At 61.2% G+C, this 15,096-nt stretch carries 14 protein-coding genes; 7 read left to right on the plus strand and 7 right to left on the minus strand.

The window, feature by feature from the left end; translation table 11 throughout:
• Positions 1-31: 31 nt before the first annotated feature.
• Complete coding sequence (locus ACTHN9_RS22055) at positions 32-676, plus strand: LysE family translocator (RefSeq protein ID WP_440538905.1); 645 nt, start codon at positions 32-34, stop codon at positions 674-676.
• Positions 677-763: 87 nt separating this feature from the next.
• Here the strand turns inward: ACTHN9_RS22055 and ACTHN9_RS22060 are convergent, their stop codons facing one another.
• On the minus strand, positions 764-1,888 hold the full coding sequence (locus ACTHN9_RS22060) for a branched-chain amino acid ABC transporter substrate-binding protein (RefSeq protein WP_440539047.1): 1,125 nt from the start codon (positions 1,886-1,888) through the stop codon (positions 764-766).
• Between the two features lie 303 nt (positions 1,889-2,191).
• On the opposite strand from ACTHN9_RS22060, the gene ACTHN9_RS22065 reads away from it, so the two are divergent.
• From ACTHN9_RS22065 to ACTHN9_RS22075, 3 genes are all read left to right on the plus strand, one after another.
• Positions 2,192-3,274 carry a GlxA family transcriptional regulator gene (locus ACTHN9_RS22065; protein ID WP_440538906.1) on the plus strand — a complete coding sequence of 361 codons (1,083 nt, stop codon included), beginning with the start codon at positions 2,192-2,194 and terminating at the stop codon, positions 3,272-3,274.
• Between the two features lie 105 nt (positions 3,275-3,379).
• Entirely contained in the window at positions 3,380-4,750 is a 1,371-nt protein-coding gene (locus ACTHN9_RS22070; RefSeq protein WP_440538907.1) for a D-amino acid dehydrogenase, read from the plus strand.
• A gap of 72 nt (positions 4,751-4,822) precedes the next feature.
• Entirely contained in the window at positions 4,823-5,818 is a 996-nt protein-coding gene (locus ACTHN9_RS22075; RefSeq protein ID WP_440538908.1) for an asparaginase, read from the plus strand.
• A gap of 513 nt (positions 5,819-6,331) precedes the next feature.
• Here ACTHN9_RS22075 and ACTHN9_RS22080 read toward each other — a convergent pair.
• Together ACTHN9_RS22080 and ACTHN9_RS22085 are read right to left on the minus strand one after the other, a co-directional pair.
• Entirely contained in the window at positions 6,332-6,982 is a 651-nt protein-coding gene (locus ACTHN9_RS22080; protein ID WP_440538909.1) for an NAD(P)-dependent oxidoreductase, read from the minus strand.
• Between the two features lie 83 nt (positions 6,983-7,065).
• On the minus strand, positions 7,066-8,175 hold the full coding sequence (locus ACTHN9_RS22085; protein ID WP_440538910.1) for an alkene reductase: 1,110 nt from the start codon (positions 8,173-8,175) through the stop codon (positions 7,066-7,068).
• A 360-nt stretch (positions 8,176-8,535) separates the two neighbouring features.
• On the opposite strand from ACTHN9_RS22085, the gene ACTHN9_RS22090 reads away from it, so the two are divergent.
• Positions 8,536-9,153, plus strand: a complete 618-nt coding sequence (locus ACTHN9_RS22090) for a TetR family transcriptional regulator C-terminal domain-containing protein (RefSeq protein ID WP_440538911.1) — start codon at positions 8,536-8,538, stop codon at positions 9,151-9,153.
• A gap of 15 nt (positions 9,154-9,168) precedes the next feature.
• Positions 9,169-9,603, plus strand: a complete 435-nt coding sequence (locus ACTHN9_RS22095) for a PaaI family thioesterase (RefSeq protein WP_440538912.1) — start codon at positions 9,169-9,171, stop codon at positions 9,601-9,603.
• A gap of 1,042 nt (positions 9,604-10,645) precedes the next feature.
• Here the strand turns inward: ACTHN9_RS22095 and ACTHN9_RS22100 are convergent.
• Positions 10,646-11,566: a LysR substrate-binding domain-containing protein gene (locus ACTHN9_RS22100; protein ID WP_440538913.1), complete on the minus strand. Its 921-nt coding sequence runs from the start codon at positions 11,564-11,566 to the stop codon at positions 10,646-10,648.
• 191 nt (positions 11,567-11,757) lie between these two features.
• Here ACTHN9_RS22100 and ACTHN9_RS22105 point away from each other — a divergent pair, with 191 nt between their 5' ends.
• Positions 11,758-12,381 carry a LysE family translocator gene (locus ACTHN9_RS22105; RefSeq protein WP_440538914.1) on the plus strand — a complete coding sequence of 208 codons (624 nt, stop codon included), beginning with the start codon at positions 11,758-11,760 and terminating at the stop codon, positions 12,379-12,381.
• A gap of 379 nt (positions 12,382-12,760) precedes the next feature.
• Here the strand turns inward: ACTHN9_RS22105 and ACTHN9_RS22110 are convergent, their stop codons facing one another.
• From ACTHN9_RS22110 to ACTHN9_RS22120, 3 genes are all read right to left on the minus strand, one after another.
• Complete coding sequence (locus ACTHN9_RS22110; RefSeq protein ID WP_440538915.1) at positions 12,761-13,402, minus strand: peroxiredoxin; 642 nt, start codon at positions 13,400-13,402, stop codon at positions 12,761-12,763.
• 99 nt (positions 13,403-13,501) lie between these two features.
• Entirely contained in the window at positions 13,502-13,879 is a 378-nt protein-coding gene (locus ACTHN9_RS22115; RefSeq protein WP_440538916.1) for a YunG family protein, read from the minus strand.
• 280 nt (positions 13,880-14,159) lie between these two features.
• Complete coding sequence (locus ACTHN9_RS22120) at positions 14,160-15,077, minus strand: LysR substrate-binding domain-containing protein (RefSeq protein WP_440538917.1); 918 nt, start codon at positions 15,075-15,077, stop codon at positions 14,160-14,162.
• Positions 15,078-15,096: the final 19 nt, after the last annotated feature.

The raw sequence follows: 15,096 nt of genomic DNA on the forward strand, positions 1-15,096 counted from the left end.
TCCTCACGCCTTCCATCGCGGGATGATGCCCATGCTATTCATCAAATCCGTCACGATCGGCTTTTCCATCGCGGCGCCGGTCGGCCCGATCGGCCTGCTCTGCATCCAGCGAAGCCTGAGCCGCGGCTTTCGCTCCGGCTTCGCGACAGGTTTGGGCGCCGCCGGCGCCGACACGCTTTACGGATTGCTCGGAGCGCTCGGTATCGCGGGCATTGCGACGGCGCTGCCCGGATTGAGCGCGTTTCTCAAGATTGCCGGTGGAGCATTCCTCATGTGGCTCGCTTTCGCCATCGTGCGCGAGCGCCCGGCGCCTCCGGCTGCGGCAACGGTCGTCGCGCCGCGCACGTCGCTGGCGCGAGATTTCTTCACGACGTTCGGATTGACGTTGTCCAACCCCATGACGATCGTGTCGTTCATCGGCGTATTCGCCGCGCTCGGGCCGCTTTCCAGCGCCGGTACGGGCACGGCCGGCACCGGCTGGCAAACCGTGGTGCCGATGGTGGCCGGCGTGTTCGTCGGCTCGGCCGCCTGGTGGCTTTGCCTGAGCAGCGCAACAGCCGCCGCAGGGAAAAAGATGCCGGCTTCGTTCATGCAGACAATCGGACGATTGTCTGCACTCGTCATCGGCATTTTTGGCGCCGTTCAATTGGCGACGGGGCTGCGTCATCTGATTTAACCGCCTTGTAAGCGGTCTTCGGATGCGCGCTCCGAAGGCGCGGGTGCACCCCCTCGGATACGCGGCGAATACCTTGTCCGCGCACGATCAGTTCTTCACGTAATCCAGCAGCGTCTGTCTGCCACCGACGTATTTATAAAGAGAAATCGTCCCGTGCAGCAGATCCCCTTTGGCATCAAACTGCGTCTGACCGAGCACGCCCTGGTAGTTCGTGGCCGGCATCGCGGCGAGGATCTTGTCGTGCGCCGTCGAACCGGCGCGCTTCATCGCTTCGACAATCACATACACCGCATCGTAGGCAAACGGCGAATTGAGGACAGGGTGCGTCCCGAACCGCTTCTCGTAACGTTCCGTGAAAGCAGGCCCCTTCGGCATCTTGGCAAGCGGCGCACCCGCAATCGAACAGATCACATCGTCCGCGGCGTCGCCCGCCAATTTGGCAAGATCGTCGGCGCATAGGCCGTCGCCCGCGAGAATCGTTTGGCGCATGCCGAGCTGTTTCGCCTGCTTGGCGAACGGGCCGCCCGTCGCATCGAGCCCACCGTACATGATCGCGTCCGGTTGTTCGCCCTTGATCTTCGTGAGGATCGCTCGGAAGTCGGTGGCCTTGTCGTTAGTCGCATCGTGCGACATCACGGCGATGCCGTCGGCCTTCGCGCGTTTTTCGAATTCGACGGCTAGACCCTGCCCGTAAGCCGTGGCATCGTCGACGATCGCCACGGTCTTCACCTTGAGCGTCTTCTTCGCATAGTCGGCCAGTGCGGGGCCTTGCTGCGCGTCGGTGGCCACCACACGGTAGGCGGTTTTGAATCCCTGCAGCGTATAAGCGGGATTGGTGGCGGACGGCGATACCTGGGCGACGCCCGCATCGCTGTAAATCTTCGAAGCGGGAATCGTGGTGCCCGAATTCATATGGCCGACTACCGCCACGACGCCGTCGTCGACAAGCTTCTGCGCGACTTGAGTCGCCTGACGCGGATCGCCGGCATCGTCTTGCGCGTCCAGCGCCAGGACGACCTTCTTGCCGCCGACCACCAGCCCCTTTTCGTTGATTTCCTCCACGGCAAGCCGTGCACCGTTCTCCGTATCCTTGCCAAGGTACGACGCCGGACCGGTCACCGGCGCAACCTCTCCGATCTTCACGGTCTCGTCGGCGTATGCCGCGTCGACCGAGGCCGCCGCCAGCGCGCCCGCCAACCCGACGGCCGCCATGACGCGGCCCAACCCTACGCTCTTGCTCATCGCGCTACCTCATCCCTAGTTACGGCCCGGCGACGAAAAACGCATGTCCCGCCGTGCCCGTCTCACTCGCTTCCATCGACGATCGCTCGGATCGCCCCCATCGCATCGTTCGTGAACCACGCGGCGCCATCGATCGAGATGACGGGACCGAATTTATGCGGACACAACGAGAGGGCATTGCACCGATTTGCCAGAAAACAGAAGATATGCGACACGGTCGACCGGGGCCGCGCCGCTCGATAGAATGCGAACGTCGCGTTCGCCGCCGCAAGCATGAAACCGCCAAACGATCCCCCTGCCGATACCGCTCCCGCTCACGAACTGGTCGAGCGATTGGACGCGCTTTCGCGTGCCCCCGAATCGGTACCTTCCCGCTCCGGGCCGGAGCTGAACGTCGGAATTCTTCTATGGCCGCGTTTTCCCTTACTGTCGCTCGGCGGCCTTTGCGACGCGCTACGTCACGCCGCCGACCGCGGCGACCAGAGCCGCCAGTTGCGCTGCATCTGGACCACCATCGGCGCGCAAAACAGTACGGTCGAATCGAGTTGCGGCATAGCCATCCCCGTGCAGTCGGTCTTTCCCGATGTGAGCCAGTTCGATTACGTCGTGGCCATCGGCGGGCTGCTCCCGCATTTGGAACAGGTCGACAAGCGCTATTGGGACTACCTGCAAGCCGCCGCGCGGGCAGGCGTACCGCTTGTGGGGATCTGCACGGGCAGCTTCGTGCTGGCGCGTGCCGGGCTCATGGCGGATCATGTCGCCTGCGTCCATAGTTTTCACTATGACGATTACCGCGGCATGTTTCCGGGGCTACGCGTCATCACGCACGCCGATTACCTGATCGACGGCGATCGCGTCACGTGCGCCGGCGGCATCTCCGTCATCGAACTAGCGGCGCGTCTCGTCCATCTTCATTGCGGGCCCGACCGCGCTTCGAAAGTCATTCATCAAATGACGGTGAGCCGCAGCGCCGGCTCGTCGTTCATCGAACGGCGCCGGGCGCTCGGCTATCTTTCGGTGGAAGACGCGGCCGTGCGCCACGCCGCGTTGCTCATGGAGGAGAATCTAGAAGCGCCGCTGACGATCGCCGTCATCGCGAACATGATCGGCACGAGCGTGCGTCAGCTCGAGCGTGCGTTTATGGCCGAAATGAACATGTCGCCGAACGAATTCTATCGGCACATGCGTTTGCGTTACGCGCGCTGGATGCTGCTCAATACCTCGCGCAAGGTCACCGATATCGCTTACGAGTGCGGCTTCGCCGATTCCGCCCATTTCATTCGCGTCTTCCGCGAAGCCTACGGCGTCACCCCGGGTAAGCTGCGCGGCGCGCGCACGGCGACGGCCGCCGGATGACGCCCGGGGCCGGGCCGCGCTAACGCGCCGGGGCCGCGCTGCCACACCCGCACCCGTTATCGTTATCGTTGTCGCCTTTCTTCTATTTTTTTGCCGATCGATGCAATGGGCTCGGCACCGCACGCGCGTACATTGCTGTCGAGGCCGCGGCGCTCTGCCCTGCGCGCCTCGTGCAAACAACCGCAAACCAATGGAACGAAACAGATGCAAATCGCGGTGCTGGGGGCGGGAGTCGTCGGACTCACGAGCGCCTACTACTTGAATCGTGCCGGCCATCAGGTGACGGTGGTCGATCGCCATAGCGATGTCGCGTCCGAAACCAGTCATGGCAACGGCGGTCAGTTGTCCTACAGTTATGTGGCACCGCTGGCCGGTCCGGGCGTGCTTTCCAAGTTGCCCGCATGGCTCGTGCGCCGCGATGCGCCCGTGCGCCTACGGCTCGGGGCGGACCCCGATCAATGGCGCTGGTGCTTGAAGTTCGCCCTCGCTTGTACGCAGCGCCGCAGCAACCTCACCACGCAAAAATTGTTGGCGCTATCGTTCGCCAGCCGCTCGCTCGTTCACGCGTTCCTTCGCGACGAACCCGATGCCGATTTCGATTTCTCCCCGTCCGGCAAGCTCGTCTTGCATCGCGATGCTCGGACCATGAAGAACGCTATCGATCAACTCGGCTTTCAGCGTTCGCTCGGATGCGAGCAGGAGGCGCTGACCTTCGATGCGTGCGTCTCGCTCGAACCGGCCCTCGCAAGCGCACGAGGCCACTTCGCCGGCGGCATCTACACGCGAAGCGAGGAGACGGCCGATTGCTATCGATTCTGCAAAGCGCTCGAGCATAGCCTGCGCGCAAGCGGCGTGCATTTTCTGATGAACACACGAGTAGATGCGCTGCGCGAACACGGTCGCGGGCGCATCGAGGCCCTAACTGGCGGCGCCGCGATCGATGCCGAGCACATTGTCGTCGCGGCGGGCCCGGGCGCGGCGCGGATGCTCTCGACGGCGGGACTGCGTTTGCCGATCTACCCGCTCAAGGGCTACAGCCTGACCTATGCGTTGAAACCCGACACGGTCGCACCTTCGCTGAGCGTGACCGACTTCGCGCGCAAAGTTGTCTACGCACGTCTAGGCAACCGGCTCCGGGTGGCGGGCATGGCCGATCTCGACGGGTATTCGCTCGATTTGGATCCTTCGCGTCTGGCCGCCTTGCGGGCGCAGGCCGCCGCACTCTTTCCGATGGCCACGGCCGATTGCGCCGATGTCACACCATGGACTGGGCTACGCCCCGCGACACCCGAAGGCACTCCCATCATCGGACCCACGCCGTATCGGAACTTATGGGTCAATGTGGGGCACGGCGCGTTGGGCTTCACCCTCGCGGCGGGCTCGGCAGCCCTGCTCACCAGTTGGTTCGAAAAAAATCCGAATCCTTCGCTGTCTGGTCTGTTCGCGATGCATCGGTCCGGTCGCGCACGCGATTGATTCGCGTTTTTGACGAAGCAGCGCAACGCAACTCAACGCAACCGCCGTCACGCAATCGACAATCGACTTCGCATGAGAGACAAACCCAATATCGTGGTGCTCGGCACCGGCGGCACGATCGCCGGTCGCGGTGCCAGCCATGCCAACACGGCCGCCTACGCCTGTTCGGTCCTCACGATCGACGAGGTGCTCGCCGTCCTCCCGCAAGCCCACGCGCTAGCCAACCTGCGTACCGAACAACTCCTGCAAACGGGATCGGAAAACTTCAATAACGAACATTTGCTCTTGATCGGCAAGCGGGTGTCCGACATGCTCGAGGATGCCGATGTCGACGGTGTCGTTCTCACGCACGGCACCGATACGATCGAGGAAACCGCCTACTTTTTGCATCTCACGCTCAAGAGCGTAAAGCCGGTTGTGGTGGTTGGCTCCATGCGCCCGCCTTCCGCGATGAGTTCCGACGCGTCGCTCAATCTTTACGAAGCGATTTGCGTCGCCGGGCATCCGGCATCGCGCGGCAGGGGCGTGCTGGTCGTCTCGAACGACGAAATTCATACCGCGCGCGATGTGGTCAAGACCAACAGCTTCAAGCTCGAAGCGTTCGGATCGCCGTACGGTCCGCTCGGTTATGTCGTGGAGGGACAGCCTCGCTATTACCGGACGACATCGCGAGACCATACGGTCATGACGCCTTGGTCGATCGATCGGATCGAATCGCTGCCGAAGGTCGATATCGTCTATGCCTACGGGGCATTGGACGAACAGGCGATCGTCACCTTCCTCGGCAATACGGATGGCCTCGTCTATGCCGGTACGGGCAACGGCAACGTCGCCGAACATCTCGTCGGCGCGCTCCGCCGGGCGGCACGCGATGGCGTGCAAGTGGTACGCGCATCCCGCACGGGCAGCGGCGTGGTCGTTCGCGACGGGGCGCAGCCCGACAGCGACTACGGTTGGATCGTCGTCGACGATCAAGTCCCGCAGAAAGCGCGCATCTTGCTTATGCTTGCGATGTCGGGCGAGCCGAAGGAACGGGACGCTCTGCAGGCCGCTTTTCATCGGTACTAATGCCGTGTTGCATTAACAAGTTTGCGGGTATATGGGCGCATCGAGCGCCCGATAATCTGTATAGGTCGGGACGTCATCGGGGCGGACGGCGTCAGATCCGGCGAAGGCAGCTCAGCCATGCAAATGGCGACAGTCGGCGCTCGCCCCACAACAGCCTTAGCGTCGCTCGCGCCCTTAAAGGTGGCTTCCAGGGTACACCGGCCGTTTGGGCGTTCATGTCGGGCCGCGGTTCATCGGCCAAAACCGACGTTCTGCAGTCAACGGTTGTAAGGTAGCGCTGCGGCACATTTCCGACATTCGCGTCTCGGCGGTCGCGGATCGCAGTGGAATCAAGCGAATGCGTAGTTCCGATCCGTTGCCGCTGCTCGATCGCAATGGCTCCGATGTCGCTTTCCGGGGCTAAGCGGTCAAGGGACAGTCAATTATCCATAGTGAAAGGCCGATCGCCTTCCGAGAGCCGTCGCCGGCACAGCAAAGCATTGGGCGCCGAACACGACACCCAATGCGGACTTCTTAGTAACCGATCGTGAAGCGCGCGCGCTCGTGTGCAGGCTTTTCCAGTTCGTCGACCAGAGCAACCGCATAGTCCTCGAAGGAGACCCAGCTCTTGCCCTGGTCGTCCACGATGAGGTCATCGCCACCCAGGCGGAACTTGCCCGTGCGCACGCCCGGATCGATCTGCATCGGCGGGCTGAAATACGTCCAGTTGATTTCCGATGCTCTCAACGCGGCGAAAGCCTTGACATGGGAAGTCGCGATCGGAACCAGCTTCTCCGGCCAGCGACCGGATTCGAGCACCGTTACGCCCGGTGAAAACCAGAGCGAGCCGCATCCGCCTGCCATGACGAGGCGCGGAACGCCGGCCTTGCGAACGGCGGCGATCGCCCGCTCGATTACGTGGGCCAGTTGATCCGTGTAACTCACGTCGCTGAAGAAACGTGCGTCCTCCTTCGGGGGCCCGAAGGCGCTGACGACAGCATCCGCTCCAGCGATGATTTCCGCGATTCGATCGGCGCTGCTCAGATCGTCGCGAACGCTATTGATGCTTTTGGGAAGCTTGTCCGGATTGCGCGCGACCGCGGCGACTTGATGCCCTCGGCCGATCAGTTCGCTGAGGACCGTGCGGCCAACCTGACCGGTGGCGGAGAGAACGACGACTTTCATATTCAATGTCCCTTGAGAAATAGCACTTCGTTGGTTGAATGGCCGCGTGGCTCACGACACCAGTGGCGCCGTGGACCTCGACGTCACTGCGTATGGTCCGCCGCCTCCAGCACGGGGTAATCGACATAGCCGGCTGCGCCGCCGCCATAGAAGGTTGCGCGGTCGTGGCGGTTGAGCGGTGCACCCAGCTTGAGCCGCGCGGGCAGATCGGGATTGGCGATGAACTGTCTGCCGAACGCCACGGCGTCGGCTTGCCCCGACCGGATGGCCGCGTCCGCTGACTCGGCCGTGAATCCGCCGGCGAGGATCAGGGTCCCCGGCCAGAACGGGCGAAGTTGGCTGACTTCCTGCGGGGTATCAATCTCCATTCCGACGCTCGTGCGGGCCTCGATTAAGCTGACGTAGGCGATACCGAGTTCGCTCAGACGTGTCAGCACATAGCCGTAGAGGCCGATTGGGTCCGAATCACCGACATCGTTGTAAGTGCCGAACGGCGACAGGCGAACGCCGACGCGATCGGCGCCCCAGATTTCGATCAGCGCTTGCGTCACTTCGAGGAGCAGGCGGGCGCGGTTCTCGACCGAACCGCCGTAAATGTCGGTGCGCTTGTTTGAACTGTCGTCCAGAAACTGCTGCAGCAGATAGCCGTTCGCGCCGTGAATCTCGACGCCATCGAATCCGGCGGCCATCGCATTGCGCGCACCTTCGCGATACGCGTCGATGATCCCGGGGATCTCGTCCAGATCCAGTGCACGCGGCGTTTCATACGGCACCGACTTCCATTTCGCGGTTAGCGTGGTTTGACCGGTAATCGCGATCGCCGACGGTGCAACAGGAACTTCGCCATTCGGCTGGAAACTCGAATGCGACGACCGGCCGGTGTGCCACAGCTGCAGGAAGATGACGCCCCCCTTGGCATGTACCGCGTCGGTCACTTTCCGCCAACCCTCCACCTGTTCCTGGGAATGAATGCCGGGGGTTGCTGGATAGCCCTGTCCGGAGGCGGCAACCTGGGTGGCTTCCGCGATGATCAGGCCACCTTCGCTGGCGCGTTGACCGTAGTACTCGGAGGCGAATTGGTTCGGAACAGTCCCGGCGCCGGCGCGCATACGCGTGAGCGGAGGCATCACGACACGATGGGCCAGCGAGTAGCGACCGACATTAAGCGGTGTGAAAAGCGATGATGAGGACATCAGAAGATCCTTTATACGTGGGAGCTGCAACAGGTGACGAAAGCCGTTCGCGAATCTAAGGGTCGGAGCATTTAGTGCATCCGGCATCTGCCTATTAATTAATAGTGACCGGTCGTCTTATATTTGTCAAGAGCGGCAGGCCAACCTGATGTGTAGCGAATTCGGACGAAGTCGTGGGGCGCCTGTCGGCAGCGCTCAATATTCCATCCCCCACGCAGGTCATTGCGAGAGGCGCTTGAGAGGACACTCTGGGGAAGGGGCGGCAGACGGCCTGCATCGAGTCGATGTTCTTGACAGGCGGCTCGTGGTCGTTAAAAATTAAAGACGACCGGTCATTTTTATTTGTTGGGATCTACGTCGATGGAATCGCAGAAGACGGCGGCCCGCCGCGGCCCCAAGCCAAACTTGCATACACGCGACGACCTGCTTCGTGCAGGGGTCCGATTGCTGCACGACTCCGGCTATGCCGCAACCGGCGTCAAGGAAATTGTCGAGACAGCCGAGGTGCCCAAAGGGTCCTTCTACAACCACTTCGCGAGTAAGGAGGACTTCGGGAAAGCAGTGGTCGACGTCTATTTCGCGCAGGGCGTCGGCGAACTACGCGCGCTCCTGACCAACGAGAGCATGCCGCCGCTGGTGCGGTTGCATACCTATTTCAACGAGCGGATTCGCGGCTATCGGGCGGGTGGCTATCTGCGAGGTTGCCTGATGGGAAACCTTAGCCTCGAAGTCGCGGATCACAGCGCGGTGATCCGCGAAGGGCTCGCAACGCATTTCAAGGCTTGGGCCGCTCTCTTCGAGGATTGCATTGCGGAAGCTCAGGCGACGGGGGCGATCGGCACCCGACTGCCAGCGCCGTTGCTCGCCCAATTCATTTTGAACAGTTGGGAAGGTGCGCTGTTGCGGATGCGCGCGGAGAAGAGCGACGCCCCGTTATATGAGTTCACGGAAGTCGTCTTTCGATCGGTACTAGCCTGAAAAGGGAACAGGTAAATGAACCCACTTGAAATGAGTGGTCTTGAGCTGCTGCGTGCGGTTGTGACAGGCGAGTTGCCGCCCTCGCCGATGGCAGAGACCGTGCCCATGACGTTTCTGAAAGCCGATCTAGGGTACGTAAAGCTCTTAGCCCGCGCAGGAAAACAGCATCTCAATCCGCTTGGTGGCGTCCACGGCGGTTTTGCCGCGACGGTGCTCGACTCTGCGACCGGCTGCGCGGTTCATTCGCAACTGGAAGCTGGTGTTGGATACGGCACGATCGATCTCCAGGTGAAGATGTTGCGTCCTGTGCCGCTTGATCAGGATGTGGTGGCAGAGGCTCGATCGGTCCACGTCTCGAGAAACATCGCGACCTCGGAGGGCACATTAAAATCTTCCGACGGAAAGCTGCTCGCGACTGCGACCGCAACCTGCTTTTTGAAGAGAGGATAGGAGCCGTTGGGCCGGTCAAGGTCGGAAAGACTCGTTCGCCGTTTCTGTAAGCGGGCATTCGACCGCATCGCATCGCTAATGGCAGCAAAGCGGCGTGCTCCGGCCGCAGGGCGGCTGAAAGGTGACCGCCGGCTCTTGCCGATGATGCGAACAGGGCAGAGGGCGACCGGATGACCGTTTGCGGAGTGGCGCGGCCGTCTGAACGTCTTAGCGATGGATCAAACGAAGGTCCCTTCCTGGCCGAACTGCGCCGTACGATGCCGTCGCGCCGCTCGGGCGAGCCGGCGACGTCCGGGCGGCGCATCTCGCCCCACAGCCGTCCTTCAATCACGCGTACCTTTTACGGCGGCTTCCAAGGGACAACGGCCGTTCGAGCGATCGCGTCCGTTGCGACGTCCAGTGCCAGTGCTTCGGTGATCAGTTGGGCCCGCTTGCTGGCGGACAGGTTCGGCGGCGGCGGCAACCCGTTCGCCAATTTCTGATCCTGTCGACATGGATCGCCGCTGCTCGCGACTCCCGCCTACTGTGCGTTGTTTCGCAGGGTGGGAACGACGCCCATTCCTGAACCCACCAAGATGCTCGTTTCTACCCACGTCTACTGGCGCCTATATGCCGGAAATACCCGGCTCCTTTATGCCGGAAGTTGACATGGGGTTCAGTTCAGATCTGGTGGGAATCAGATTGCCGACGCCGGAAGCCTTGAACAGACGGTGGTGAGGCAACGCTTACGATCCGCATAGGTAACTCGCGTCCGTTGAACGTCGTGCTTGGATGGCCGTCAAGCCTGACCGACAGTAACCTGAACCGGAGGCTGGTGGCGGCTACTTATATGGGTCTACCCCGGCGTACTGCGAGCCGGCACCGCTACACCTGATTTGTGCCCACCGTGTACAAATGACACCGACAATCAGCGCATTGACTGTATTCCTGCGCGAGCGCTGCGCGGCATTGCTTGCCAGTCACCCCTCGGGTGCCGCCCGATCCGCGTAACGAGAATCGCCCCTTCCCGATTGCCTCGATGAGTCAACCGAATACTCGGGCGCTAGCTCAATGTCTTGAACTGGATACCCGGCCAGGTGAGTTTTGGCATTCTGCTTTCCAGGAACGCGTGGAGTTCCTCCACCTGCGCCGCTTTGTCGGAATCCTCGGGCCTGATGAGGTAATACGCGTCGCCACTTCCAACGGCCGTTTTAAACGGCAGCACGAGTTGCCGCGCGTCGATCGCGTTGCCGCAGAGCGCCAGATCGCCTATCGAGATACCGTGCCCAGCAGCGGCCGCCGCGATGCCCTGCTCGAGCATGTCGAAGACCTGGCCACGGGTGGTGTCCACGTTGGCGTGGTACCCACTGGCTTTCAGCCAACGGCGCCAGTCGCGGCGGTCGGGTGACGGATGAATGAGATCGCACGCTGCAAGATCGGCACGGGCCGCTGGTGCGAGCGCGCGCGAACAGATCGGGATCAACCATTCATCGAAAAGCTTTACACAGTGCGCCTCTTCGCCAAACCTGCCGGTACCGAGCAGGATCGCGCAATCGTAGGGTTCGCTGAAGAAATCGACGGTGTCGACATCCATCCATACGCTGGTGATCTGCACCTCGAATCCGGGTTGCGTCTTGCGGAATGCCGCGAGCACATCAAGTAGCCAGCGCATCGTCAACGTTGAGGGCGCCTTAAGTCGCAGGACGTCGTGACGAGCGCGAAACAGCGTACAGGCTTCCTCGATTTGCCGAAATCCCCGCCTCAGCCCCGAGGCAAACATCAGCCCTTGCGCCGTGACATTCAATTTCGGCCCTTGCCGGACAAACAGTTTGCGGCCGAAATACTCCTCAAGCGTCTTTACGTGCTTGCTCACAGCGCTCTGCGTGAGGCTCAGCTCCTCCGCCGCCAGCGTAAACGAGCCAGTCCTGGCAGCGCTCTCAAACGCGCGCAATGCATAAAGAGGGGGAAGGGGTTTCGTCTTCAACGTCGACATCCGCATGAGAAAAAGTCATGTAAGCGCGCAGTAATTTCCGTTTTTCACCTGTGGCACAGGGCAGCAATACTACGCCTATTGCAGCAGCTTTCACGATTTCAGCCCGCACGTTGGCGGGGCTTGCTACGGCGCTATTTCAGCACAGATATCAACTTTCTCTCATGCACCTCCATTGTCCACTCTTGCTCGCCTATTTTGCTGCGATCGTTCTGCTCATCGCCACGCCGGGACCGGTCGTCATGCTCGTGGTCGGCACAGCAGCGCGACGGGGTATCTCTCAAGGCATCTTGGCCGCAGTGGGTGCGAATGTGGCAAGCCTGCTGTTGATTACTTTGGCGACGCTCATGGTATTCGGCGTGGTGCTGGTCAGCGATCACCTGCTCGTCTGGCTGCAAATATCGGGGTGCATTTTTGTTTCGCTGCTGGCGATCCGGACGCTGTATGGCGAATGGCGCGACACTCGTATTTCCGGCGATCAAAGACCGTACGCCGCGACGCCAGCATCCCAGCGATTGCCAGCTGTTTTTCGAGGCTTCTTTGTCGGCATTGCCAATCCCAAGGACGTTCTGTTCTTCGTCGCGTTTTTTCCGCAGTTCGTTGGGATCACATCGAATTCACGTGCGAGCCTGGCGATTCTGGCAGCACTCTGGATCGCTGTTGATTTCACGATTCTGAGCGGCTACATTCTCGCGTGCAGACACCCGATGATTCAGAGTCGGCAGCGGTGGATCACTGCGTCGTCAGCGGGATTCCTGCTCGTGCTCGCGATCGCCGGGCTGGCCGGAACTGTCAGCGGTGATGTGTAACATCAGACTGCTTTGACGTGCACGATCACTAACCCGCGGGGCGCCGGCAAGTGACGAGCCGGGAGCATTGCGCAGACAGGCCGGGCGGACAGCGCCAGCGGCGACTGCGTGCGTCGCTTCACAGACGTGGTGCGGACGCTCGTTTTTCCCTTTCCGACTTTGATTGGATGACCGTTCATGGCCGAACTGAGACCGACGACTGTCACCGTCTGTCAAATCACGTCCAGACTTCTACAGGTCATTGCACTGGGACGAGTTTGCCCATCTTTAGGAGTCGGTTCTCTCCCCACCTGCTAATAGAACGGATGCACCCACGTGGCCTGGCGTGATTGGTGGCCCGTCCATCGAATGCTCATGCCGCCTCGCAGCCGCGGTCACGTCACGCTCGTACCGCGAGCGTGATTGGTGGCCCGTCCATCGAATGCTCATGCCGCCTCGCAGCCGCGGTCACGCTCGTACCGCGATTCTGCTCGAGCCATGCGAGCACATCGCTGGCATTTCGATGCGGGGGAAATACCGGGTAAAAGACATGTTCGATAACACCATCATGAACGATCATGGTGAAACGCTTGAATAGTGTCATCCCGCCGGCGGTAAACGTCGGCAATGCAAGGGCGTCGGCCAACGCCAAATGCTCGTCCGACAACAGCGCGTACGGAAGATGCAGCCGGTCGACCGCATCGCGCTGATATGCCGTGTCTTGCGTGGACAGCCCAAAGATCTCGCTTACGCCCGCGGCCTTGATTTGCTCCGCATGATCGCGGAAGGCGCAAGATTGCGGCGTGCAGCCCGCGGCCCCAGGAATCGACAACCACCCTTCCGGCAATGCCCCGTCGGGATGCTTTTTCCAAGGGTAGGCGTAAATCACCACTCGGCCAGCTTTGCGGCTCAAGTCGACGGTCGTTCCGTCGGTCGAGGGCAAAGCGATCGCAGACAACGGCTGCCCCTTCAAGTGCTTTACTCCCCCGTCGTCCTGTGGAACGGGCATCGTCGACCAATCGATAGACATCGGATCATTCACATTCGGCTCCATTGCCGAGCCGACGGCACCGCGGAATGCAGCAAGGTCGCCGGCCCGGAAGCATTGTTCCAATATGGTTCGTGCGGATTACGGAAGACGTCAGCTCTTAGCGATGACTTCTCTCAGCCTCGCCGCAAGGAGCGCATATTTTTCGGGCGAGGTATCGGCCATGGCCTCCTCGCGCGTAGATGCCGTATCGTCGTAGGGGATCGGCTCATCGAATTGACTCACCGTGAGATCCCATTTTCTACCGTCGACGGCGTTATAGAAGTGCGTCCCACCCGATGTCCTCGTGCGAAGAATCTCACCGCCGAAATAATCCTGGACGATCAACGACGTGATACTGCAATGGTTCTTCGCTGGCGTGGAAGGCGACCAAGCATGAGTGGGACTCGATGTAGCGCCGGACCAAACGCGTGAAATGGCTCGGTACAAGTCGAGGGGTGTCGCAAACGTATTCGGTGTAGTCGCAGTCATCTTGGTTTCCGCTCTGATTGAGCCGACAACGTACAGGACGGGCCCACAAAACGAAAAAAGCCCCGTCGCTATCGGCGGGGCTTCGTGGGATACGTTGCTCGAATTTCTAGCGCACGCACGTTCCTCGCCGCAGACCCCGATGGGTATGCGGATGATGATGGCGCGGCGACGTAATGGAAAAAGCGAGCATGCGAATGAGTTTGCCGATAAAAGGCACGGGCGTCAACAAGCAATCTCGAAGCGATCTCGAAGCAGGTGCGACAAGTGCGCTAGGGCAAATTCAATCGCCGGAACGAGCCGGCGCCTCGCCGAGACAGCCCCACACCTGCGAGAGCAGCGGCGAAGTATTGTTGCGGTCTCGATAGAGCCGCAATTCCAAATCGAGCATCCAGCGCCGCTCCCCCGCGCTCGTCAACGCGCCGCTCGCGAGTTCGCCTTCGATCAGGCTACGCGGTAACCACGCAATGCCGTCGCTCGCGAGCACCATTTGCTTGAGCACTTCCGCCATATCCGATTCGAAATAAGGCTGCAACACCGCGGCATTGTCCTGCCGGCGCAATACGAGCGCGAGGCAACGGCCGAAATAGGTTGTCGGCGCATAACCGATCAGCTGCACAGGCTGTCGCACTGTACCGGGCAATCTCGCTTGCCCGCTGGCACGGCCGCTGGCGCGGCGCACCGGCATAAACACGTCGCGCCCGACGGTCAGGTACTCATAGCGTGTCGGATCCAAATGCAAGGGCAGATCGGGATGATGGTAAGCGAGCATCAGCTCGCAGTTGCCGTTGACGAGCATCAGGATCGAATCGTGCACGTTCGTCGGCACCACCCGCGCTCGCACGCCGCCCAAACGCTGGCTCAGATCGTTCAACCACCCGGGCAAAAAACTGACCGAGAGCGTGTGGCCTGCTGCAATTTTGAGCCCGGGCCCGTGAATACGCGCGTCGTTACGAATAATCGAACGCGTATCGAAAAGCTTTCGAAGAATGTCTTCCGCCGCCTCTTTGAACAACAGGCCAGCCGGCGTCAGCGATAGCGGATAACTGCTGCGATCGACCAATTCCGCGCCGACCCAATGCTCCAGCGACTGGATGCGCCGGCTAAAACCCGATTGCGTCACATTGCGCGCCTCGGCGGCACGCGAGAAGCTCTTATATTGCGCGAGCACCACCAGGTCTTCGATCCACTCGACTTCCATATCGGCTCCATCCGTAGGT

The organism is Trinickia sp., assembly GCF_051953405.1.
Classification (GTDB): Bacteria; Pseudomonadota; Gammaproteobacteria; order Burkholderiales; family Burkholderiaceae; genus Trinickia.

Bases quoted from the DNA above. Each gene is read 5' to 3' on its own strand.
- ACTHN9_RS22055 (WP_440538905.1), top strand. From the start codon at position 32: ATGCTATTCATCAAATCCGTCACGATCGGCTTTTCCATCGCGGCGCCG.
- ACTHN9_RS22060 (WP_440539047.1), bottom strand. From the start codon at position 1,888: ATGGCGGCCGTCGGGTTGGCGGGCGCGCTGGCGGCGGCCTCGGTCGAC.
- ACTHN9_RS22065 (WP_440538906.1), top strand. From the start codon at position 2,192: ATGAAACCGCCAAACGATCCCCCTGCCGATACCGCTCCCGCTCACGAA.
- ACTHN9_RS22070 (WP_440538907.1), top strand. From the start codon at position 3,380: ATGGGCTCGGCACCGCACGCGCGTACATTGCTGTCGAGGCCGCGGCGC.
- ACTHN9_RS22075 (WP_440538908.1), top strand. From the start codon at position 4,823: ATGAGAGACAAACCCAATATCGTGGTGCTCGGCACCGGCGGCACGATC.
- ACTHN9_RS22080 (WP_440538909.1), bottom strand. From the start codon at position 6,982: ATGAAAGTCGTCGTTCTCTCCGCCACCGGTCAGGTTGGCCGCACGGTC.
- ACTHN9_RS22085 (WP_440538910.1), bottom strand. From the start codon at position 8,175: ATGTCCTCATCATCGCTTTTCACACCGCTTAATGTCGGTCGCTACTCG.
- ACTHN9_RS22090 (WP_440538911.1), top strand. From the start codon at position 8,536: ATGGAATCGCAGAAGACGGCGGCCCGCCGCGGCCCCAAGCCAAACTTG.
- ACTHN9_RS22095 (WP_440538912.1), top strand. From the start codon at position 9,169: ATGAACCCACTTGAAATGAGTGGTCTTGAGCTGCTGCGTGCGGTTGTG.
- ACTHN9_RS22115 (WP_440538916.1), bottom strand. From the start codon at position 13,879: ATGACTGCGACTACACCGAATACGTTTGCGACACCCCTCGACTTGTAC.
- ACTHN9_RS22120 (WP_440538917.1), bottom strand. From the start codon at position 15,077: ATGGAAGTCGAGTGGATCGAAGACCTGGTGGTGCTCGCGCAATATAAG.